Annotated in this window: 12 protein-coding genes; 10 read left to right on the plus strand and 2 right to left on the minus strand. The window is 70.5% G+C overall.

What is annotated here, in order from left to right:
- Positions 1-643 precede the first annotated feature (643 nt).
- From ACFY0T_RS41620 to ACFY0T_RS41655, 8 genes are all read left to right on the plus strand, one after another.
- Complete coding sequence (locus ACFY0T_RS41620) at positions 644-1924, plus strand: hypothetical protein (protein ID WP_388883359.1); 1281 nt, start codon at positions 644-646, stop codon at positions 1922-1924.
- 297 nt (positions 1925-2221) lie between these two features.
- The gene (locus ACFY0T_RS41625) at positions 2222-3196 is read left to right on the plus strand and encodes a hypothetical protein (RefSeq protein ID WP_388883361.1); all 975 of its coding nucleotides are present in this window, start codon (positions 2222-2224) and stop codon (positions 3194-3196) included.
- Complete coding sequence (locus ACFY0T_RS41630; RefSeq protein WP_388883363.1) at positions 3193-5946, plus strand: hypothetical protein; 2754 nt, start codon at positions 3193-3195, stop codon at positions 5944-5946. Before ACFY0T_RS41625 ends, ACFY0T_RS41630 begins: the two co-directional genes overlap by 4 nt.
- Positions 5943-7247: a hypothetical protein gene (locus tag ACFY0T_RS41635; protein ID WP_388883365.1), complete on the plus strand. Its 1305-nt coding sequence runs from the start codon at positions 5943-5945 to the stop codon at positions 7245-7247. The genes ACFY0T_RS41630 and ACFY0T_RS41635 overlap by 4 nt, the downstream gene beginning before the upstream one ends.
- 19 nt (positions 7248-7266) lie before the next feature.
- A complete protein-coding gene (locus tag ACFY0T_RS41640; protein WP_388883367.1) occupies positions 7267-8865 on the plus strand; it encodes a VWA domain-containing protein in 1599 nt (532 codons plus the stop codon).
- Entirely contained in the window at positions 8862-9518 is a 657-nt protein-coding gene (locus tag ACFY0T_RS41645) for a 4Fe-4S single cluster domain-containing protein (protein WP_388883369.1), read from the plus strand. Before ACFY0T_RS41640 ends, ACFY0T_RS41645 begins: the two co-directional genes overlap by 4 nt.
- Positions 9508-10908 carry a hypothetical protein gene (locus ACFY0T_RS41650; protein WP_388883371.1) on the plus strand — a complete coding sequence of 467 codons (1401 nt, stop codon included), beginning with the start codon at positions 9508-9510 and terminating at the stop codon, positions 10906-10908. The genes ACFY0T_RS41645 and ACFY0T_RS41650 overlap by 11 nt, the downstream gene beginning before the upstream one ends.
- 8 nt (positions 10909-10916) lie before the next feature.
- The gene (locus ACFY0T_RS41655) at positions 10917-13511 is read left to right on the plus strand and encodes an AAA family ATPase (RefSeq protein ID WP_388883373.1); all 2595 of its coding nucleotides are present in this window, start codon (positions 10917-10919) and stop codon (positions 13509-13511) included.
- Between the two features lie 88 nt (positions 13512-13599).
- Here the strand turns inward: ACFY0T_RS41655 and ACFY0T_RS41660 are convergent, their stop codons facing one another.
- A complete protein-coding gene (locus ACFY0T_RS41660; protein WP_388883375.1) occupies positions 13600-14553 on the minus strand; it encodes a hypothetical protein in 954 nt (317 codons plus the stop codon).
- Positions 14554-14698: 145 nt separating this feature from the next.
- Between ACFY0T_RS41660 and ACFY0T_RS41665 the strand changes: the two genes are divergently transcribed.
- A complete protein-coding gene (locus tag ACFY0T_RS41665; RefSeq protein WP_388883377.1) occupies positions 14699-15028 on the plus strand; it encodes a CU044_2847 family protein in 330 nt (109 codons plus the stop codon).
- A 6-nt stretch (positions 15029-15034) separates the two neighbouring features.
- A complete protein-coding gene (locus ACFY0T_RS41670) occupies positions 15035-19531 on the plus strand; it encodes a tetratricopeptide repeat protein (protein WP_388883379.1) in 4497 nt (1498 codons plus the stop codon).
- A gap of 683 nt (positions 19532-20214) precedes the next feature.
- Here the strand turns inward: ACFY0T_RS41670 and ACFY0T_RS41675 are convergent.
- Positions 20215-21972, minus strand: a complete 1758-nt coding sequence (locus ACFY0T_RS41675) for an amylo-alpha-1,6-glucosidase (protein WP_388883381.1) — start codon at positions 21970-21972, stop codon at positions 20215-20217.
- Positions 21973-22008 lie beyond the last annotated feature (36 nt).

Below are 22008 nucleotides of genomic sequence, written 5' to 3' on the forward strand. Positions count from 1 at the left end.
ACCACGCGACAGGCAGCCACGGCACAACGCGAGGATTCTCGATGGGTCCCCATGCCCGGTGTGCAAGAGTCCGGACGAGGGAACCGAGTTGTGCCCGGTCTGCCGTTGGCAGCTGCGCAGCGACCACGTGCTGGGAGAGGCCACCGACGAGGATCGCAAGGACGCGCTGACAGCCTTCGAGGCAGCCGCGCACGCGTGGGACGTCGCCGCCGCACGTCGATCACGGGCCCCACGCAAGGGTCTCGACGAACTCGAGCGGGTAATCCGTGGCGGGCCGGCAGCTCATCTGGACCGAACGGCCTTCACCCAAGCCGAAGTAACGGCCGAGAGCGGCCCAGGAGAGGATCCGACCGACTGGCCACAGATCCTCTTCGAGCTGGCTACCGGACGAATTTCCGAATTGCTATTCATAGAATTCGACGCCGACCGCGCGAGTGTCACCATAACAACCAGCGACAGGAACGGTATCCCGCGAAAGTTAAGCGAACAAGGTGTCGAATGGCGGGCCCTTGCCCCATCATTCGATGCCGCGGAGGATGTCCGAAGGTTCCAGCTGGCCGGCGGAATCGGATCACTGCCTCCGGTAGACCGTGAAGACTTCGACACTGCTGTCGACCATTGGCTGAATGAGCAAGTCACTGTGGTGCCCGGCACTGTGGTGGTCCTGGTCCGCAGCAGGCCGGGCTGGACCCTCTTGGACCGCGCCGCCGAACTGTTGCTCGCGAAGCGTGACATCCGCGTCGAACTGCGGCGGGCTCCGGCCGCCGCGGGCACCGGGCCAGGGCAGCGCGTGCTGCGGATGCTGAACGCCGCGCCCCTGCTCGTCGATCACGTTCTGCTCGCCGCGCGAGCGGACCCACGTGGCGGCGAAGTCCGCGTGGTGGAACAGGTACTGTTCGCCGCCGGGACCCGTGTCCCGCCCGACGGAGCGGTCACCGCACGAGTGATCCTGCACGGCGGCCCCACCGACAACGCCGCAGCGGCTCTTCCACTGTTGGCGGGAGGCCATCAGGCCGAAGACACCGCGCCGACCGTTCTCTCGGTCCACCGCATCGCCCTGCCCGCACTCGGTTCCACGGAAGTCTCCTTCGTTCTTAACGGCCCGGGCGCGATCGACGTCCTCGCCTCCGACGGCACCCAACTGACCGGGCAGATCAACGGGATCGCGGCGGTCGATGTGACTGCGCTGGCCAGGGGCGTGACCGGACGCGTCCTTCCGCCACCGCCGCTGCACCTGGTGTGCGCGATCGAACTGGCCGGTGCCACCGTCGAGGAGGCCGCCGAACGCATCGCCTTTCTGCGCGAACTCGTCGGACATCTGAAGGCCAGTCAAAGGGGCCACGACAGGCTGCGCGTGGGTGCCGTCGGCTACTACGACCACCTGTCGAAGAACCAGTACGCGCGAACCCCCGCACTGGTACTGAGGGTGCCGCCGTCGCCTCCGGCCTCGGCGCTCACAGCCATCGGCACCTGGCGCCCCGTACGGCGCGTGCGGGACAGCGCGTCAGCCCTGGAGGACGCGCTCCAGGCCGCCGTCCCCCTGACGGCCGACCGCCCGGGTGCCCGCGACCGATCGCACAAGGTGCTCCTGGTATTGGGCAGGCGTCCCCCCTGCCTGCCCGAACAGGTGGGCCTGGTTCCCGCCTGCACGTACGGCATCGACTGGCGAGATCAGCTCCGGCGCCTGCGCGAACAGGGCGTACGCGTGGTCACCAGGGCAGACCCGTCGACCGAGCCCCCCTCGCGCGACCGCACCGGGCTCGGGCTGCAACGGCACAACGACGAGTCCTGGCGCGAGTTGGCGGCCCAGGGGTCGTTCCGCCCCGGCACGGACTCGGCGCGGGACGTCGCCCGGGCGCTGGCCCCGCCTTGGTGCACCGAGGGCCCCTCCTGCCCGCTGGCCTTCGCGGAGCCCCTGCTGTGACACGTCGCTTGTGGCGTGAGGAGAGGACGGACAATGACCACGAGTGGATTCGACCCGGAGAAGGACACCCCGGACGGCCCGCCTCCCGAGCGCCCTCGCGCCTCGGGAACTCCGCTGTCTCCGGCACCCGGAAGGTTCCCCGAGGCACCCCCCTCCGGCACGGTCTGGCCCCAGCCCCCGCCCCCGGCTCAACCACAGCCCCAAACCCAACCTCAGCAACCGAATACACCGCCCTACGGTGTACCCCTGTCCCCCTATGACCTGCCGGACGGAAATCTGGAACCACTGCCCATTCCCGTGCCCCAGCGCCGGGCTGGCACTCCCGCTCCGGACCCGGTACGGATCGGCCTGTGGGGTGCGCCCGGGTCCGGCAAGACGACCTACCTGGCCGCACTGCCCGTCGCCGCCATGCAACAGCAGCGGCACGGTGACGCCAACTGGGTGGTGGGCGGCCTGACTCAGGACGCCAACGACTTCCTCGTCGAAAGCGTGACGCAGCTGACGACCCAGCGGACCTTCCCCGCCGCCACGTTCGCCACCACCGGATTGAGCTGGTCCTTCACCGGTGAGGAACGTGGCCTCAGCGCCCTGCGGCCACGCGGTCGCGACGTCAGCTTTGTCCTGGAGATCCAGGACATCAAGGGCGAGGCCTTCGGGACGCGCACCACCGGCCGAGTGGATCCGGCGGCCGTCGACCACCTCGCGCGTTCTCAGGGCCTGGTGTACCTCTTCGACCCACTGCTGGACGCCGAGGAGGGCACGCGGAGCATCGACTACTTCTATGCGACCCTCAATCAGATCAGCACACGGATCCGTGACGAGGGCCGTTTCCACCGCAGCCGGCTTCCCCACTATGTGGCCGTCTGCGTGACCAAGTTCGATCACCCCAACGTCTTCCGGCCATCGGTCGAGGCTCAGTGGGTGACCCAGGACCAGACCGGATCCCGGCTGCCGCGTGTTCCCGCCCATCTGGGCAGCGCCTACTTCGACTGGATCTGCGACGACTTCCGCGGCAACACGGCACGGCTGGTGCGCGACGGGCTGCAGAACTTCTTCCACCACGACCGCATCTCGTACTACGCGTCCTCCGCCATCGGCTTCCGCCTCAACCCACAGAACATCTTCGACTACCGCAACTACGCCAACGTGGAAATCGTCGAGGGAGTGCCCCGTATCTGCACGTCGCCCGTGCCCATCAACGTCCTCGACCCCCTCATCGACCTCGAGCGCAAGATCCGTGGCGACCGTCGACGAAGGTGGCGTCGGTCGTGAGTACGGATTCCGGTGAACGCCGGCTGTTCGCGCAGTGGGCCGTGCTCGGCAAACGCCCGGGCGAGGTCATGGGGTATGAGGTGCTGGCCGGCAGCCTGCCGCGCGAGCGCGCCGCGAGCTATCTGCTGGGCTCGGTCACAGCGAACCCGGAAGGCGAACATCCGGGCGCCCCGGACGCGCTTCCCTGGCGGGTGTTCCTCAGTGCGGTGGAGGGCGAGCCGTCCACCGTGTCGGCCAGGGTGGAGACGCGATGGGACGGCATCCGGGACGGCACCGGCCGGCCCAGTTACTCGTCGTACCTCACGTTGCTGGACTGGGTGACGGTCTCCCGTACGGGCCTGACCTGGACGGCCCTGGACCGTGCGGTCGAGGCCGCGGACTGGACGGTCGTCGACGCCACGGGGTCCGGTGCGGGGTCTCGCCCAGAACTGCCACTCGACGCACGCCGCACCACCGTGCTGGAGCTGGCCGAGACCGTCGACGAACTCGGCTTCGACTGGTCGTCCGGTGTGGCCGCGCTGCTGCTGGACGGCAGGCAGGTCGTGATCACCCTGCCGTACGGGGCCGAGCCACCGGACGTCAACAGGCGGGTGTTGATCCTGGACGCCGTATGCGCTCTGCTGCCCTACGGCTGCCGGGTCTGGCTGAGCGCGGCGACCTGGGCCGGACACCGCGCGGAGCACAAGCTCGGCCTCGTCTTCGCGCTGCGCGCCCGGCCCTCCCAGTGGGAGGTCGTCCTCGGCGGTCCGGTGCCGCGGGAACCGGCCGGGGCCACGGCGAGCACGTATCTGCATGAACTGCGCAGACTGCGGCTCAAGAAGGGCGGGACCGCCGAGCTGGTGTCCCATCTCCTGTGTGCGGCACAGCCGTTGGCCTTCTCGGAGGGCGACCTGGCCGTCCGCCGACTGCGCGAGATCGATCTGATGGACGCCGTACTCGCGGAGATCGCCGAAGGACGGGGCGATCCGGCCCGGGTCAGGTACGTCCTCCAACGGCAGTCCGCAGGCCAGGACGATGCGAAGATCCGGCAACTGTTCCTCTTTCTCGCCCACTGCTCCGCCCAGCGCCGCGTTCCCGAGGACGCGGCGGAGGCGCGCAGCGCCCTGCTCACGCTGTGGCACCCGCAGCTGAGTGACTGTCTGGCGGCGGATCTCAGCAGCGAGCCACCGTCGAAGGAGTCATTCGGCCGGGCCCTGGAGTGGCTGCGCCTCGCCCAGGAGGCCGAGGCGAGCACTCCGGGGGCCTGCGGAGACCTGCTCCGGTCCGTCGTGGGCGCGGAACAGCCGAGTGCCGGGCGGAACTGGTCGGTCTGGCGGGCCCAGTTGATCTCGGCGGCGCAGCAGGAGTTCGGGGCCGGCGCCGAAGCCGCCGACGCCGTACTCGCGGACTCGCGAGAGGTCGGTCTGGAATGGCTGAGCCACACCGTGGACAACAACACCCTGGACCTGCGGGTCGTCGATCGCCTCGCGCGTCGTGAGGTGCAGGGGGGCGGGCAGTTCGCCGCGTGGCCACGGTTTCTCGGCGCGCTCGTCGGCGTACTGCCGCCGTCCGGCGCGCGCCCCGAGGACGCCAGGCAATTCGCCGAACTCGGCGACCGTGCCTGGAAGATCGCGATGGAGATCGCCGACCGCTTCCGCCAGGTCTCCGTGCTGGAACTGCTGTGGCGCAAACTGCTCGACGTGGCCACGGCAGTGGGCACCGATGCGGACGACGACCGACGCCTGCTCTCCGACTGGCTGAAACGCCTCGTTCCGTCGGGCCCCGGGCTGGAACCCGAGGTCGCCGCCACCGCGGATCTGCTGCAGGTCGCCCAGGGCTCCATGCCCCGCCTGCCCGAACTGCGCATCGACCGCGAGCGCTATGTGGCCACGCTCGCCCAGCGGCTCGACTCCCCGGCCGCACTCGGCGACCTGGACCGCAAGGTGGTCAGGGCACTGCTCGGCCCCCCGGACCGTCCTCCGGGGGAGTCCGCCTGGGAGGCGCTCGTCGCCTTGACGGCGAGGCGGCAGAGCCTGCGCATGACAGTGCTGGACGCCGTCGCCGAGCGGCTGAGCGGATACGAGACCGGGTTGGACCTCGACCTCCCGCAGGAGTGGGTCGGTGAGCTGGGTCGGCGGCCTGGCCTGGACTGGCTCCCCGCACAGCTCGAACTGCGTGCGGTCGTCGGCTCCTCGCCGTCCGCCGAGGAGCTGAGCCGGGCGCTGGTCCGTGCGACTCGGTCGGGACCACTGCAGGCCCGGGCGCTGCGCGAGGTCGCCCCCTGGCTGAGGGACCGCGATCCCGCGTCCGTGGACGGTCTCGCCCGGTGTCTGGACCACGAGTCGCCCGGCCGCCGGCTGGGCATGCAGTTGTACGCCGCCGTATTCGCCGACGGGTTCGGCAACGGTCTGCGGGAACGGATGCGCCGGTTCGGCGAGACCGAGACCGCACGGTGGGCGCAAATCCGGTCGCTCCCCGGAGCCGGTTCCGGAGCGCCGCCGCCCCCGGTCAACAGGGGCCCCAGCACACCACCGCCGACCGTGGCACCGGGCGGCGGCCCCCGGCAGACCGGCTCGCCCCGCCCTGCCGACCCACGTCCGCAGTACCCGCCGGAGGCCGCCGGCCGACCGCCGTCTTCCGGAGTCAGGGACGTCATGCCCGTACTGGACCAGCGCCTCGGCAACTCCGACAACTCGCCTCCTGACGCGCAGCGCGGGCATGGCAGATCACGCATGCCACGCTTCATTTACAAACGTCGGGGCCGCTCATGACCCTCGCCATCGACATCGGCACCCACTACGCCCGCGTGGCCCGGGTCGCGCCGGACGGCAGCACCCCAGGCCTCGTGGACCTGCCCGGAGGCACCCCGGACGAGGGCCTTGCCCTCTCCACCACCGCGCGCGGATCCCGTGTCACCGCGCTCACCGAGACATACGACGCGTTCCGCGCCCGCCACGGCCCCGTACGGCGGATCGTCGTCGTGCTTCCGCAGCGGGAGAAGGCGGAGCTGACGCGGCAGTTGGGCTCGGCGTTCGCCGGGGTCCCGGACGCACCGGAGTTACGGCCGCTGGGAACCCCGCACGCGGTGCTGGCCCTCTTGAGACACAGCGGCTCGGCCGCGGACGGCCGGTACGTGGTGTGCGACCTCGGCGCCCGGGCGGCCGACATCTCGGTGTGCGCTGTCACCGGGCACAGCGTCGCGCTGGTGGACGCGGTGAGCCGGGCTCCGGCCGAGGGCTTGGGCGACGGATTCGACGCGGCGCTGCTCGCCGATGCCGGACTGCCCGCCGACGCGGCCGCGTTGTCGGCCTTGGCAGCCGTCCGCCGTGAGGACGGTGCCGCGCAGCGCCTCCAATCACTGCTCGCCAGGGCTGAGCGGAGCCCGGGCGTGTACGACTCCACGACCGTGCACTGGCTCGGGGACCGGCAGGTCAGGGCAGGGGTGGTCCGTCGGTCGCTGGCCGCCGTGACCACCGTGCTGGACACCGCCCTGGACGGCTTCCGGGTCGGCGGCAGGCCCTCCCTCGTCGCCGTCGGGGGCCTGTCCCGGCTGTCACCGCTGCACGATCACCTCGGCGCGCGCCACGAGCTCGTCGCTCTGCCGGGTGAGGGCACGGACCCGTGTCACGCGGCCGTACTCGGGGCCGCGCTGGTCGCGGCGGGGCTGGTGGACCCGGGCGACCGCTATCCGCACGCCGTCTGTGTCGGCACGCATCGCATGGTCGCCGGCGAACTGCGGACCGAAGAGCTGGAGATCAGCCCCGCGGGAACGCTGGAGCCGGGGGCTCCCCCGGTCTTCGCCGAGTCCGGCGGACAGCGTGTCAGGATCCGTGCCGCACAGGGCGCGCAGCGCGAGGTCGTCGTCAGCGTGCGCGCCGTGCCCGGGGGCGCTGGAGTGCCGGTGCGTTCCGTCCGCGTTCCGCCGGGCTCCCCCGGCGAGCGCTGCCATCTCGGCATACGCCTGTCCGTGGAGGGCATCGCCCATCTGGTCCTGCAGCCCGTGGGCGCCGGAGCGGGCACCGAGCTGCCGCTGGGCCCACTGCCGGTCGATCTCACGGGGGTGCGGCGTTGACGATTCACGGGGGGCAATCATGAAGTGGACCAACATCCGCAGACGGAGCAAGCGCACGCTGCGCGGACTCCGCGCACTCCACGCCGCGCGCCTCTGCACCGCTCTGGCGGCCGCCGTCGTCCTCATCGGCGTAGCCGGGACGGCTCATGCCCTGCCCGAGGATGACACGCCTTCGCGCAAGGAGATCTACGACAGCCTGGGCATGGGGGAACAAGCGGCCGATTACACGATCCTGGTGGACACGTCGGGGTCCATGGCGCAGGAGGGGCGGTACGACACCGTCAGGTCCACGCTGCGGCCCTTCCTGAACAGCATCTCCAAGAACGACCATGTCGCCCTGTTCACCTTCGACACCCATGCACAGCTGCGGTACGAGGGGGACGCCGGCAATCCCGGGAACACGGAGCACATCCTGGCGCAGTTGCCGCCGGCCCCCAGCCCCGGAGCGCACACGGACATCGGCGCGGTGCTTGAGGCAGCGCTGAACGAATTGGACCGCGACGATGTCTCATCCATCGCGTCCGTGGTGCTGTTGACCGACGGTAAGCACGATCCGCCGGACGGCTCGGCGTACCCCGAGTCCACCGGGCCGCCATGGGACACGCTGCGCGAGCGGGCGAAGAAGATCGGCGAGCGCACGGATCTGGTCGGCTACGCCCTCCCGCTCGGTTCGCAGGCCTCCGGCGCGGACCTGCTCTCCTCGGTCGTACGGCCCACCACCGTGCTCAGGCCCGAGGGCGTGGACGACCTGTCGGCGTACCTCGAGCGGGCCGGTGAGCGGACCCAAGCCCGCAAGGCCGCTCTCCTCCTCCGCCACGACATCGGCAGGGGCGTCACCGCCTCCTGGTCCGGCCGCGACCGGCTCGCCGTGACCGACGGCGAGGCACGCACGACGCTCACTCTGTCGTCCACCAGTCGGCGCGTCCCCCTGGTGGTCACCGGGCTGGACGCCACGCTCGCCCACCCGTCCGCCACGGTGAGCGGTCTCCCCGACCGGGTGAGTCTGAAACCCGGTCAGTCGCGAACGTTCCCCGTCACCGTGCACGGCCACGTCGACGCGGATCCGGTGCCGGTACGGCGCACCAAACACACCGACGCCGAACTGCGCGTCACCGGACGGGTCTCCTCTCCCTGGGCGGAGGTACTGAGTCCGGACGTCGATCTGCGGATCCCGACGACGGTGTCCTCGGACTCCCGAGTGCCACTGGTGGCCACGGTGGGGCATGCCCAGACGCTGCCCGTCGGGGTCGCCGCGCTCGTCCTGGTGACGCTCCTCGGATGGCTGCTCTGGCTACGCACCAACCGGCCCCGGCTGCACGGCGAACTGGTCCTGTGGCCCGCACTGGGCGGCCACGCGAGCGACCGGATCCCGCTCAGCGGCCGACGGATGACCTTGCGGCCCCAGGGCGTCGGTGGCCGGGGCCGTATCCACGGGCACCGGCGCGCGACGGACAGCGGGGCGCGGGTCGATCTGCTCATCCGCTACTCGCCGGACGGAACACCCGACCGGGAGAGTAACGCCGTCTGCACGCCCGGCGACCAGGTCGTCATCAACGGCATCTCCTTCTCGTATCTGCCCGGACAGCCGGGTCGCTCCTCCGTCGGCGGCCCGCGATGACGGCCCCGTACGAGGTCCTCAACGTAGCGGCCACGTGGACAGGCACCACGGCCCTGGGACCGGGGCGGCGTTCGGTGGTGTGGGTGCAGGGCTGTCCCTTCCACTGCCGCGGGTGCATGTCCCCGGACTGGATACCGATGCGCCGGGCACGCCTCGTCGCCCCGGCGGACCTGGTCCCGGAGCTGCTCGGCGATCCCGCCGTCGGCGGGCTCACCTTCAGCGGCGGCGAGCCCATGTTCCAGGCGGCCGGGCTCGCCGAGCTGGCCCGGCTGGCCCGCACCGTCCGCGACATCTCGGTGATCTGCTTCACCGGACATCGGCTGGAGGCGCTGCGCTCGAGGCCGCCCGCGCCCGGCGTGGCGCGGCTGCTCGAAGAGGTCGATGTCCTCATCGACGGCCTGTACGTGGCTGGGCTGGACGACGGCCGGGGCCTGCGCGGGAGTTCCAACCAGCGAGTCCACCATCTGACTGACCGTCTCACCAGCTACGGCTACGACTTCGACAGCCGTCCCCGCAGCGCCGACATCGCCGTGGACGGCCAGAACGCCCTGCTCATCGGAGTCCCACCCACCGGCCTGATCGCGGCCTTCGACGCGGCGGTCGACTCGGTCCGCGCCCGCACAACCCTCTGGAAGGACAACCATGAGCGGTAGGAAGAAGATCCAGGTCGACGAGTCCGAGTGGTACCGGCTCCAGCGCCAGGCGCAGCAGCTCAAGGAAGTGCGGAGCAATCTGCCGAATTTGATCGAAGATGTACGGCAGCAGACCCGGGCCGATATCGACCGCGCGTTCGCCCCGGTCCAGGAACGTCAACGCCAGACCGAGCAGGCCCTGTCCAGTCTCAGCGACCAGACCAGGAGACTGGAGGAGCACACCTCACAGCGGCTGCGACAGCAGGCGCACGAGCTTCAACGGGCGCTGGAGTCGACCGCCGGGCAGCTGCGCGAGGAGACCCGCGCCCAGCTGGAGGCGCAACAGGACACGCTGCGCCGCGAGATCGCTGCCGAGCGCGCCGAGCGACGCAAGGAAATGGCTCAACTCTCCGAACAAGTAGGAGAGTTGACACAGGACCGGACACGCGCCGAGGCAGCGGCGCGGACCTGGCTGACCGACGCACAGACCATCGCCCGCTCCACCGAGCAGTTGCCCCACGAGCGCTTCGCCCCCGGTGAACTGGACAGACTCCGCAACCGGCTGGACACGGCGGGCGAAAACGTGGCCCAGGGCCGATACGACGCCGCGATCGCGCTGACGCAGGAGACCTATCACGCGCTCAGCGAACTGCGTGTGGAGATCACACAGCGCGACCTGGCACACCGGGCCGCCCGTTCCGAGGCGGTCGAGGCGCTGGTGACCGTGGGGCACCTCATCGAACGCAACGCGGTGCGCCCTGTGCTGGGCGAGCGCGGTGAGGCACTGGACGGCGTCATCCTGGACGTCGACTACTGGTCGGAGAGCGAACTGGACGAGCTGAAGCAGGAGGTCGAGGCCGCCCTGCGGCGGGCCCGGGACGACAGCACCGACATCGAGGAGCTGCGGGCCCTCAGGAGCGAGGAAGCGCCCCGTCTGGAGCAGTGGCTGGGCGACGTCGTGGAACGGGCGGGGATGCGACAGCTCGCTTCCCAGATCCGGGTCAACCTCGCGGACGCCGTCGTGGACACCCTGGCTCAGATCGCGGCGTACGACCTGGTCGACGGGGTGTACGACGCCGCCGACCCGCGTCGGGCCTACCTCGCCAAACTCCAGCACGAGAACGGCAACCACATCCTCGTCGAGGTCGACCAGGCTCCCGAGGACGCGGCGCAGTGCGTGTTGCGCGTGCTGTCGTACGACCACGACACCACCGCGGAGGCGGAACTGCGCAGCCGGGCCGAGTCGATCCAGGAAGCCCTGACCTCCGATGGACACCGGGCCTCCGCTCCGGTCAGCGAGCACGGAGCTCCCGATCCAAGCGACCTCAACCTGGAAGAGCGCGGCCGTCCGGCCCCGGCCCAACGGCGCAGTCGTCCAGCCTCGGCTCCCCGCAGGCGCGCCCAGTCCTAGGAGCGAGGATGACACGGCCCAGGAGGGGCTTCCTCGGCGAACGGTTCGCCGACATCAGCCTGCGCAGCGGAGAGCCGTTCACGCTGGTCTACGGCACCGGGGTGGACGACATCTTCGTCGGCCCGGACTACCGGGTACGCACCCTGGAGGAGGTGCTGTGGCAACTGCTCCACGCGGAGGGATACGCGCGCATCGCCTTCAGCTCGCTGCGCCGGCCCATCTACTTCCGGGACACGGTCTCCCGCGAACTGTCCCGCAGCGGCGGCGCGCCCCGGCCCCGTCGGCCGGGGATGATGCGGAACGCGTCGCTCAGCGGGCCGCTGGGCCAAGCCCTGGTACCGGGATTCGGCAGGCGGTCGGCGGACGGGGAGACGAACCCGCCTCGGCCGACCGCCCCGGAACGGCCAGAACCCACGCGGGGGTTGTCGGACCCGTTCGGCGTGATGACGATCGACGGCTACCTTCGCCAGAACACGCACCGCACCGCCGTCGTCTTCGCCCAGGCCGACGAGATCCTGCAGCACACCGAGGCCGGGCGGCACTTGGCCGGCGTACTCGCCGACTGGGCCCAGCAAGGCGACGACCGCAACCTGTGGCTGATGGTGTTCCGCCGGAGCAGCCTGGACGAGGTCGCCGAGTTCGTCGCGTCCCGGGACTCCTTCCCGCGCCTGGAGATCTTCCTCAACGAGCAGCGCCACGGCACGGCCCGGCGTGGCTCGGTCGGCATCGGTTACCCGGAGGCCGCCGAACTGGAGCGTCTGGTCCAGGTACTGCGGCTGCGGGAGGGGCTGCGCATCGCGGACTGGCGTGAGCTGGACCCCGTCATCAGGGCGATGGCCACCCGCTCGCAGAGCGCCCGCGCCTGGCGTGCGCAGCTGCGCGAACTGCACGACGAGGACGGGCTGCTGGGCCGCAAGGAGGTGCAGGAACGCCGCTGGGTGGACTCCGCGGTGCCGGACGGGACCAGTCCCGAGGCCAGGCTGATCGCGATGCCGGGCCTGGGACCCGTGCAGGAGCATGTCGCCCGGCTGCGGGCACGGCTCCTGGCCGAACGCAACCTACGTGCGGCGGGCCGGGGTGCCGCTGCCGAGCCCGCTTCCCCGCACCTGGTGTTCACCGGCAACCCCGGCACCGGAAAGACGACGGTCGCCCGGCTGATCGGAGAGATGTACCGGGAACTGGGCGTGCTCAGCCGCGGTCATGTCATCGAGCCCGCGCTGAGTGAACTGGTCGCCGACCATGTCGGCGGGACCGCCAGGATGACCAACGAGGTCGTGGACAGGGCGCTGGGCGGGGTGCTCTTCATCGACGAGGCATACGGGCTGAGCGACCAGCGGGACGGCTTCGGTGACGAGGCGATCCAGACGCTGCTGAAGCGGATGGAGGACGACCGTGACCGCCTGGTCCTCATCGTGGCCGGCTACCCGGACAAGATGACGGAGTTCCTGGCGGCGAACCCGGGGCTCACCAGCCGCTTCGACGAGGACAACATCATCCGCTTCCCCGACTACGGGCCGGACGTCCTGCTCGCGATCCTGCTCCGCTCTCTGGAGGGCCTCGGGCTGCGCTGGAGCGACGCCGTGACCGAGCACCTGCGTCAGGTCGTCAGCGGGATGTACGAGACCAGGAGCGCGACGTTCGGCAACGCCCGCGCGATGCGGGCGCTGGCCACCGCCGTGTACACCGCCTGGGCCGCGCGGATCCAGGGCGAGGTGAGTCGCCCGGTGGAGACGTCGGACATCCCCGAGCGCTACCGCACGTATCTCGATCGGCCCGCTCCAGACGCGGCCAAGCTGCTCGCCGCGCTGGACGAGTTGGTCGGGCTGGCACCCGTCAAGGAAGTCCTGGGCGGTCTGGCCGACCGGCTGAGAGTTCGACAAGCCCGCGACCTCGGCACCTTCCCTCCGCCCCACTTGCTGTTCGTGGGACCGCCGGGCACCGGCAAGACCACCGTGGCGCGCGTGACGGGCCAGATGTTCCGCAGCCTGGGGCTGCTGCGCAGCGGCCATGTGGTGGAAACCACCCGGGCTGATCTGGTGGGCGAATACCTGGGTCATACCGCGCCCAAGGTGCGCGAGGCGGTGCGGTCGGCGCTGGACGGGGTCCTGTTCATCGACGAGGCGTACAGCCTCACGACCGGCTCCATGCACGGGGACTACGGCATGGAGGCGATCGACACGCTGACCCGCGAGATGGAGCACTGGCGTGGCCGGCTCGTGGTCGTGGCCGCCGGCTATCCCCGCGAGATGGAGACCTTCCTGCGGATGAACACCGGCCTGGCGTCGCGGTTCACGTTCACCGTGCCCTTCCCCAACTACACCACGCCCGAGCTGGTCGAGATCCTGCGCCGGATGGCAGCCACCGACGGCTGCACGGTGACAGCGGGGGCCTCCGCACGGGCCGCGCTCTGGCTGGAGGGCGAACGGGCCACACGTCCGGCGGAGTTCGGGAACGCGCGTACCGTGCGCAAACTGCTGGAGCTGATGGAGGGACGGCTGGCCCGCCGGGTCGCGCGGTCGGCGGACGGTGCTCTCGCGGACAAGGAGTTCCTGACCACGTTCCTGCCGGAGGACGTTCCCGATCCGCCCGTCGGGCGCCGGTGACCACTCGTCCGGCGGCGGTGCGGCGACCCGTTCCCGGTGCGGGTGACGTCCGGCTGTTCGATCGCCCGAGCGGTCGGCCTCGGGCTCCTCAGTCGCCGGTGCGGCTGAGGATCTGGCGTCCGTCCGTCTCCGCGGCGTCGCGTTCCGCCAGAGCACTGCGCAGGACGTTGTCGACGTCGCGCAGCCGGTTCTCGATCCTGTCGGCCGCGGCCGCCACGTCCATGAGGGACAGTTCGGTCCCGCTGCCCGACGCGCCCCCGAACTCGGCCAGCGCACGCGCGACATCACGGGTGGCCTGCGCGTAGCGGCGAAGGCCGGCCAACTGTGCGCCGCGCTCCGCCCGTATCTGCTCCAACAGGTCTCCGGCCTTGGCGAGTTGGGCGGCGCCCTCGTTCAGCTTCCGCTGCTCCGCGGCGAGCGTCCGCTGCGCCTCGTCAGCGCCCGCGAGGGCTTCGCGGGTCTGCGGAGCGAGCAGTTCCAGCTGGTCCTTCGACAGCTGGACGAGCGTGTCGCCGCTGATCCGGAGCGTCTCGTCGATCCCGACGTCACGGCCGCGCAGGCTGCGCAGTCGCTCGTCGATGGCCTCCTGCTGATCCCGAAGGCTGTCCAGCGCCACCACCAGGCGTTCCAAACGCCGCAGTTCGTCAACGCGCTGTCGCAGCTGCTCATGCTCGGTGAGTCGGGCGCGCAGCTGTTCCTCGCCGGCGGTGAGCTTCTCCAACTCCTCGCGGCACGCGCTCACTCGCTCCGCCTCCGCGGCCAGTTCACTGGTGCGTCGCGCGAGGTGCTCGGGCAGCGTGCCGCCGGGACGCGCCGCTGCCACGAGGTGGGGCAGTGTGGCACCGAGCTCCGCGCTCCGCGCGAGCGCGTCGTCGAAGGCAAAGATCGTCTCCAGGGCGGACGTTCCACCCGCTCCGCCGTCGACCTGACGTATGGCCTCGGCCGACCAGCGCAGCGCCCAGCCCAGTACGCGCAGCGCGGCTTGTGCACCGCCCTCGTCGGTGGTCAGTGCCGACTGGATTTCCCGTTTGGCCTCGTCCATGACCGGCTCCGCTCCGTGCCGCTCATCGGCGCGGCTGCTCGGGCAACCGCCTCTGAACTCAAGCGTATCCCGGCAAAGGCCCGCGCAATTCGCTTATGCGCAACTACACTTCGCAAAGGGATGGATCTGGCTCAAGGGGGGCGGCATGAGCGAGCTGGTGCGGTTCAAGGGACCCGACGGGGAGTCTCTGGTGGTCGAGGTGGACGACGACTCACCGGGCCTGGAGCAAATCTCCCGGGACTCGGGCGGCATCGCCGACGCGGGTCGGCGGCTCAACGAAGCGCTGGCCTCGACGGGCCCCAGCATCCGCGCCGTGGTGGATTCGCTGCGCGTCTTTGCGCCCGACGAGCACGAGATCGAGTTCGGCATCAAGCTCAACGCCGAGGCGGGCGTGGTGGTCGCCAAGTCGGCCGTCGAAGGGCATTTCACCGTCAAGATGTGCTGGCGGCGCCCCGCGTCCGCATCGCAGGAGTGACTTCAGGTGTCCGCGGCCCGTGAGCGGCCGCCCTGGCTGGTGAGCATCCGCCGCTCCCGGGATGCGGCCCCGGACGGCGCGGGCATGCTCTGCACACCGCAGCACGTCCTCACCTGCGCCCATGTCGCTGCCGGGAAGGGCGTGACGAGGATTCCCGAGGGCCGGGTGTTCGTGCAGTTCCAGTACGCCGAGCACACCGAGCCGCTGGCCGCCCGGGTGGTACCGGCAGGCTGGTATCCGGCGACGGACGACAACAGGGGCGATGTCGCGGTCCTGGAACTGGAGGACCCGCTCCCGCCCGACGCGGAACCTGCCCCGCTGCGCACCACCGCCCCTGGCACCTGGGGCCACCGCTTCCGCGCATACGGGTATCCGAAGGGCCATGCGCGCGGCGGGGTTCCGGTGCGCGGCGAGATCGTCGGCCCTGCCGAGCGGGAGTGGATCCAGGTCGAGGCCAACGCCCAGGCCGGATGGGCCGTGGAGGGCGGCTTCTCCGGTTCACCGGTGTGGGACGTGGACGCGGATGGTGTCGTCGGCATGCTCGTCACCCGCGACTCGGTGGACAAGACCGATCGGCGCACGGCGTACGCGATCAACGTGGAGGCGCTGGCCCACTACTGGCCCGACCTGGCCGAGCACGTCCGCGACACCACCACGGAGGAACTGCGCGGACGCCTGGAGAGCCTGCTCGCCATCTCCCTGACGGAAGACGGTGAGATTCCGCGGGTCAGCGCGGTGGATCCGCTGGACATCGGCGTCTCCCCGTCCAAGTACAGCGAAAGCCCGGAAACCGCCCAGTACGTGAAGCGGCAGCAGGACGATGCGCTGGCCAAGGCCCTGATCGAATCGCCCTCACGTTTCGTCCTGTTGGTCGGCCGCTCCAAGGCGGGCAAATCGCGCACGATGTTCGAGCTGCTGCGCCAAAAAATGCCGACGGCCCGTCTCATCGTGCCGAGGCCCGACCGGTCGGCGCCGGGAGAGCTGAGCCGGCTGCCGCTGCCGGTCGGCCACGATCCCGCGGTGATCTGGCTGGACGATCTGCACCACTTTCTCCAGCCGGGCGGCCTGGATCTCAAGGTCCTCGACCGCTTCAAGCAGCGCGAGCGTCCGGTGACCGTGGTCGCCACCCTGTCCTCCAAGCAGCGCGCCGCGCTGACCGCCCTGGAGAACGAAGGGGGCCGGGTAGCCAGGATCGTGCTGTCCCGCGCCAAGCGGATCAACCTGCACCATCTGCTGAACCCGGCCGAACGGGCCCTCGCCGAGCTGTACTACCCCGGCGAAGACTTCTCTGAGCGAGGCATCGGTGAGCAGATGGTCGCGGCGCCGATGCTGGAGGAACGACTGGGGGACGGAATCGAAAGCTGCCCCCCGGGGTGGGCAGTCACGAAGGCCGCCGCGGACTGGCGCCGGATGGGGTTGGAGGGCCCCGTTCCCACGGAGGCCCTGCAGGCGCTCTTCCTCGCCTACATGTCCGTCCACCATCCCAGTGCGGACGCCGGCGACGCGGAGTTCCGCGCGGGCGTGGAGTGGGCGCGCATGCCAGTGGCCGGAACGATCTCACTGCTCCAGCAGATACGACGGAAGGACGCGGACCCGGCGTACCAGGTGTTCGCCTACGTCCCCGAGTACCTGGACGCCCGTGCGGCCACCGATCCCACGGCGGGGGTGCCGGACTTCGCCTGGGAGCACGCGACCGGCCTCGCCACACCCTCCGGCCTGCTGTCCGTCGCCTACGCTGCGCTGGTGCGCGAGGAGCCCGTGATCGCCGAGCGCGTACTGGTCCGGATCAGGACGCAGCCCAAGGCCATCGAGGGAGCGCAGGAGAGCACCGAGGAGCTGGGGGTCGAGCCTGACGGCCGGGCCTGGGCAGCCTTGATGCACGGGCAACTCCTCCTGTACCGCAACGAGTTCCAGCAGGCGGCGGCCCTGCTGGAGGAGGCCGCTTCCTCGGGCGTCGAAAGCGTCGCCCCACTGGCCCGGGTGGAACTGGCAGGCGCGCTGATGCTCATGGCGGACCGCGCGCGGGCCCGGACTCTGCTGGAGGAGTCCATCGCGTGCAGCGACCTCCAGGTGGCTCGGATGGCACAGGTGGGACTCGCCGGACTCCTCGTCAACGAAGGCGACCACGAGCGAGCCCAACTGCTGCTGCAGGCAGTGCTCGCCTCCGGCGACGACGAGGTCGCGCCGATGGCCAAGGCATACATGGGCCGGATGATGACCGACGAGGGCGACCTCGCCGCCGTGCGCCGCCCCGGCAAGGCCTCTCCTCAGTCGGCCAAACCGGAACAACCGCACACCTCTGCGCACGGCACCCCTGTGGTGCTGCCGGCCGAGCAGCCCTGGAGCGTGTCCCGGGCTGTCGGTCAGTCGGTCTCCGGTCAGATGATCTCTGCCCTCGCCGAGGCCAACCTCGGCGGGTTGTTCATCAATCAGGGAAAGCTGGATCAGGCCGAGGCCATGCTGCGCTCCGTGATCGACAGCGGGCAGTACCACGCCATCGCGCTGGCACAGGCGGGTCTCGGCGAGGTGCTCATCCTCAAGGACCGGCTCGACGAGGCGCGCGAGCATCTGGAAGCGGTATTGCGCTCCGGTCATCCGCTGGTGATGCCCGTCGCCCGGGTCACCCTGGGAGTGCTGCTGCTGCAGCAGAGCGAGACCGAGTCGGGCACGGAACTGCTGCGTTCCGTCGCGGACGCGGATCATCCCGACCAGACACCGCGCGCGGCCCATGCCCTGGGCGCGTGGTACGCCTCGCTGGGGGAGGCGGAGGTCGCCGAGGAGTGGTTCGACCGCGCCCTCGCGGACGGTCATCCCGACTGGTCCGGAGCCGCCCGCATCGGACTGGCGGCGCTCGCCTTCGACCGGGACGACGTGGACGGCGCGCATCGCCTGCTGCAGAGCGTGATCGATTCGGGCCACCGTGAGAACGGCCCGCGCGCCGCCGACTCACTGGGCGACATGCTGGGCGGACTGGGACGCCGGGAGGAAGCCGAGGCGGCCTATCGCATCGCCATCGACTCCGGACATACCCAGTGGTCGCTGATCGCGACCATCGACCTGGCGCTGTTGCTCTCCGGCGCGGACCGCATGGAGCAGGCCCGCGAGCTGCTGGACGGCGTGGCGCGTTCGGATCACCCCGAGCACGCGCCGCGCGCCGCCGACCTGCTGGGCGACCTGTTGGCGCGACTGCGTCGGCTGCGGGAGGCCGAAGCCGCCTATCGCATCGCCATCGACTCCGGGCATGCCCAGTGGTCGCTGATCGCGAGTCTCGACCTGGCCGTCATGCTCGCCGACGAGGGGGAGTTCCGGCGCGCCGAAGCGCTGTTGCGCGGCGTTGCGCGCTCGGATCACGAGACGGCGGCAGCACTGGCCCAGGCCCTGCTCGGTCTGGTCCTGATCTACAGTGACGGCCGGACCGAGGGCATGGACCTGCTGCGCACCGCCGCCGCGAAGGACTTCCCGAACGTCCGCCAGTTGGCCCGGTTCTATCTGGCCAAGTGCCTGGCGGACGACGGTGACGAGGAACAGGCCGCCGACCTGCTGCAGTCGGTGATCTCGGACGAGCCCTCGGACGTGACGGGCGTGGCGCGCGCCTATCTCGGGGTGATGCGGCTCCGCCAGGGCGACGAGGACGCCGCCGAGGAATTGCTGGCGGGCGCGGAGGCGTCAGAGGATCCGGAGGCGATGGCCGTCGCCTATCTCGGGACGGGTGAATACCTGTTGGACATGGGAGAGATCCAGTCGGCCCGCGAGCTGTTCGAGTGGACCCTGGAGACTGGCGTCGAGGAGACCGCCCCCCGGGCGCGCGCGTTCCTCGGCGTCGAACGGCGCGCGTCGGACGACCTGGACAAGGCCCGCGAACTTCTTGAGGCGGCGCTGGCCGACGGCGATCCCCTCCTCGAACCGATGGTGCGGCGCTACCTGGGCAGCACGCTGGTCAAGCAGACGCAGTACGCGGAGGCTGAGCGGGTACTGACCCCGCTCGCCGGCTCCGATGACACCGGGCACCGGCCGGAGGCGTTGTTGCTGCTGGCGCGCATCGCCGCCACCCAACGACGACTGGAGCAGGCCTACCGGTGGTTCGAGCTGGCCATCGCCGCCGGTGACCCGGAGACCGAGGAGCAGGCCCGATACGACTACGGCCAACTGTTGCGGCGGGAGGGGCAAGTGATACGGGCACAGAAAGTACTCGCGCCGCTGGCCGAGGACATCGAGGAACCCGCGTCGATCGAGAGCTCGAACACAGCGCTGGAGTTGTCCCCGGCCCCTCCGAAGACCCCGTCCGGCCCCTCTGTCCGACCCCAGCCAGTGTTCACACCGCTGTCCTCCACCGTGATCGCTCTGCTCGGAGACGTGGCGGCTGCGGAGGGTCAGCGCCAGGAGGCACGCTACTGGTACAAACTGGCCCTGCACAGCGACGACCAGTCGGTCCAAGCCTCCGCCACCGCCGGCCTCGCTCGACTCGGCCCGCAGACCACGCCCGCACCGGACGAAACGGCCTGAAAACGGCAAAGGGCCGCACTCCCATCGCTGGAAAAAGGACCTCCGCCCCGCCCAATGGCTGGTCGCCTGTCGGAGCGACTTGGCCAGCCTCCGGCCACTCCTGACCGTTCCCCTCCGCTGCAACCCGGGTGAACTGGACTTCGGAGGACTGCGCCAGCCAAACGGGTGATGGCCGTTGCGTGCACGCGGATCAGGATCTCGTCGTCGCCGACCTCGGGAATCGGCACCTCCACGCAGGTGAGGACCTCAGGACCGCCGGCCAGTGCGGCGGCTGCCGCGAGACCAGAGGGTCCCGCCCCGACGATCAGCACCCTCGTTGGTGCCGACAGGTGCCGTGGATGGAGATCTGCCCAGCAGCGGCCAGGTGGGCGAGGACCCACCAACGCCAGACGGGCTACCACCTGCACGCGAAATGCTGCGGGCAAGCCTCCGGAGGAACCCCGCTACCGCAGAGCGAGCCCGCGTCTTTCTCCTCGCTCCCTTCGCAGCCGACCTGACGCCGACTCAGTCCAGCGGCGCCCACCATGCGCGGGCTCCTTCAACGCCGAGCACGGCCGCTCCCTGGCAGCATGCCTGCCCCGGCACGGAGCGCGGACGCGCTGATGGCTTCCGATGGCAACGGTGCGACGAGCGCGCTGATCCCCCACTGGCTGAGCTGAGCGAGCCCCGCCCGCTGTCGTCTCCTATCTGCCGTTCTGTACGGCGGGTGTCGTGTGCCGGAGTTCATGGGCTTCGGCGAGGAGGAGGTAGCTGCTGGCGGTCCATGTGTATGCCCGGTCGCGCAAGCCCCTGCCATTGAGGGCGTCGAAGTTCTCCGCGAAACCGTGGGTTTCGCACAGGCTCCGGAAGCGGGCGCTGGTCTCGTCCGCCAGGCGATGGTGGCCGGCGCGGCGCAGACCGTCCTCGATGAGGACCGTGGCGGGTGCCCAGATCGGGCCGCGCCAGTAGCCGTCGGCGCTGTAGTGCGGTGAGGTGGGCAGTTCGGTGGCTAGTCCGTACGGGGTCAGGTGGTTTTCGATCCGGGTGGCCAGGCTCTTGGCGACGTTCTCGGGCAGGTACTCGCCCAGGACGATCGGCATGAGATCAAGCAGGCTGGAGCTGCTCCAGGTGTCGCCGCTGTCGGCGCCCCGCGCCACGAACCGCTCCCCCGTCCACAGTTCGTCGAGCAGGGCCGCTTGGGTCGCCTCTGCGGTGCGCGTCCACCGGCGGGCCTCACCGGAAAGACCGAGTTCCGTTGCCACGGCGGCGAGTTCGCGCAACTGGAGAGCGAGGAACGCGGCCAGGTCGCCGGTGACGACCACGCGTTCGGGGTCGAAGGTCGTGGCGTTGTCCCAACCGCTGTCGTTGCCGTGCTGGTAGTGGGGCAGGGCGGCATCCGGTGCGCGGCGTCGGGTGAGCCAGAAATCCGTCCAGCGGCACAACCTGTCGTAGACCTCGGCGAGTTCCTCGCGTCCGAGAGGCTCGGGGAGGCGTCTGCGCAGATTCCCCAGAGCCCAGCCATGAATGGGGGGCTTGACAAAGTTGTGCAGGATTTCTGAGTGGGTCACCGAATCGGGCAGAGCCCCGCTCTCGTCCTGGTGGTCGAAGGGCAACGAGAACTGGTCCCAGGCCAGCGCGGGCGCTCCGGGCGCCAGTGCGAGGGCGTTGAAGCAGTGGTCCCAGCTCCAGACCTTGTCCATCCAGTGCTTGGACATCAGCACCGCGGGCCGCGTGACCAGGCCCGCCGGCTCGACCGTCGCCGACCACAGGACGTAGGCGGCGAGTTCGGCGGCCGGCGTGCGAGACGAACGCCAGGGAGCCACCGCGTCGGCGAAGGCGCCGAAGGCGCGCTCCGCCGTGCTCACGACCTGGCTGAACGTCGCCGAGGAGGCGTAGGGGCGGCGGGCGCTGTCGAGTTCCTCGACAGCTGCCTCCCAGGTGCCGTCGGCGGCGGCGGTGAGCGTGAGACCGCGATCGGCACTGCTCAGCGCCTGGCTGCCGGAGGCCTCCGCGACGGCGCCCGACAGGACGGTGACCCGGTAGCGACGCCCGGTCTCGTACGAGGTGAACACGTACGCCCCGTCCACCGGGTCGCGGAAGAAGTACGTGCCCGTGAAGGGCGTCAGGGTCTGAGCCGCAGCGGTGATGCGCAGTCCTGGTCCCTCCCCCCGCAGGCGCACGGTGTCCGACGCCTCGTAGGCGAGGTCGATGCGCCCGCCCTCGTGGATCCAGCTGAGCAGACTCGGTGTCGCCTGGACGTGGGTCTCTGCCCGGTCGCCCGTCGTGGCGTCGAGAGGGACAAGGCGCAGGACGGCGTGCATGCCGTTCTGGTGGGAGACCAGATGGAGATCTTCGGCGTACGTCTTCTCCGCGAGGACCGGGGAGATGCCGAACCAGGATCCGTGCGTGCTGAATGGGATGTCGTGGAGGGAGAAGGCCGGGCCGGATCGGGCGGCGGTCATGCAGCGATACTCGTTTCTTCAGCAGGGGGTCCCTGG

Origin of the sequence: Streptomyces sp. NPDC001530 (assembly GCF_042894545.1) — a bacterium.
Classification (GTDB): Bacteria; Actinomycetota; Actinomycetes; order Streptomycetales; family Streptomycetaceae; genus Streptomyces.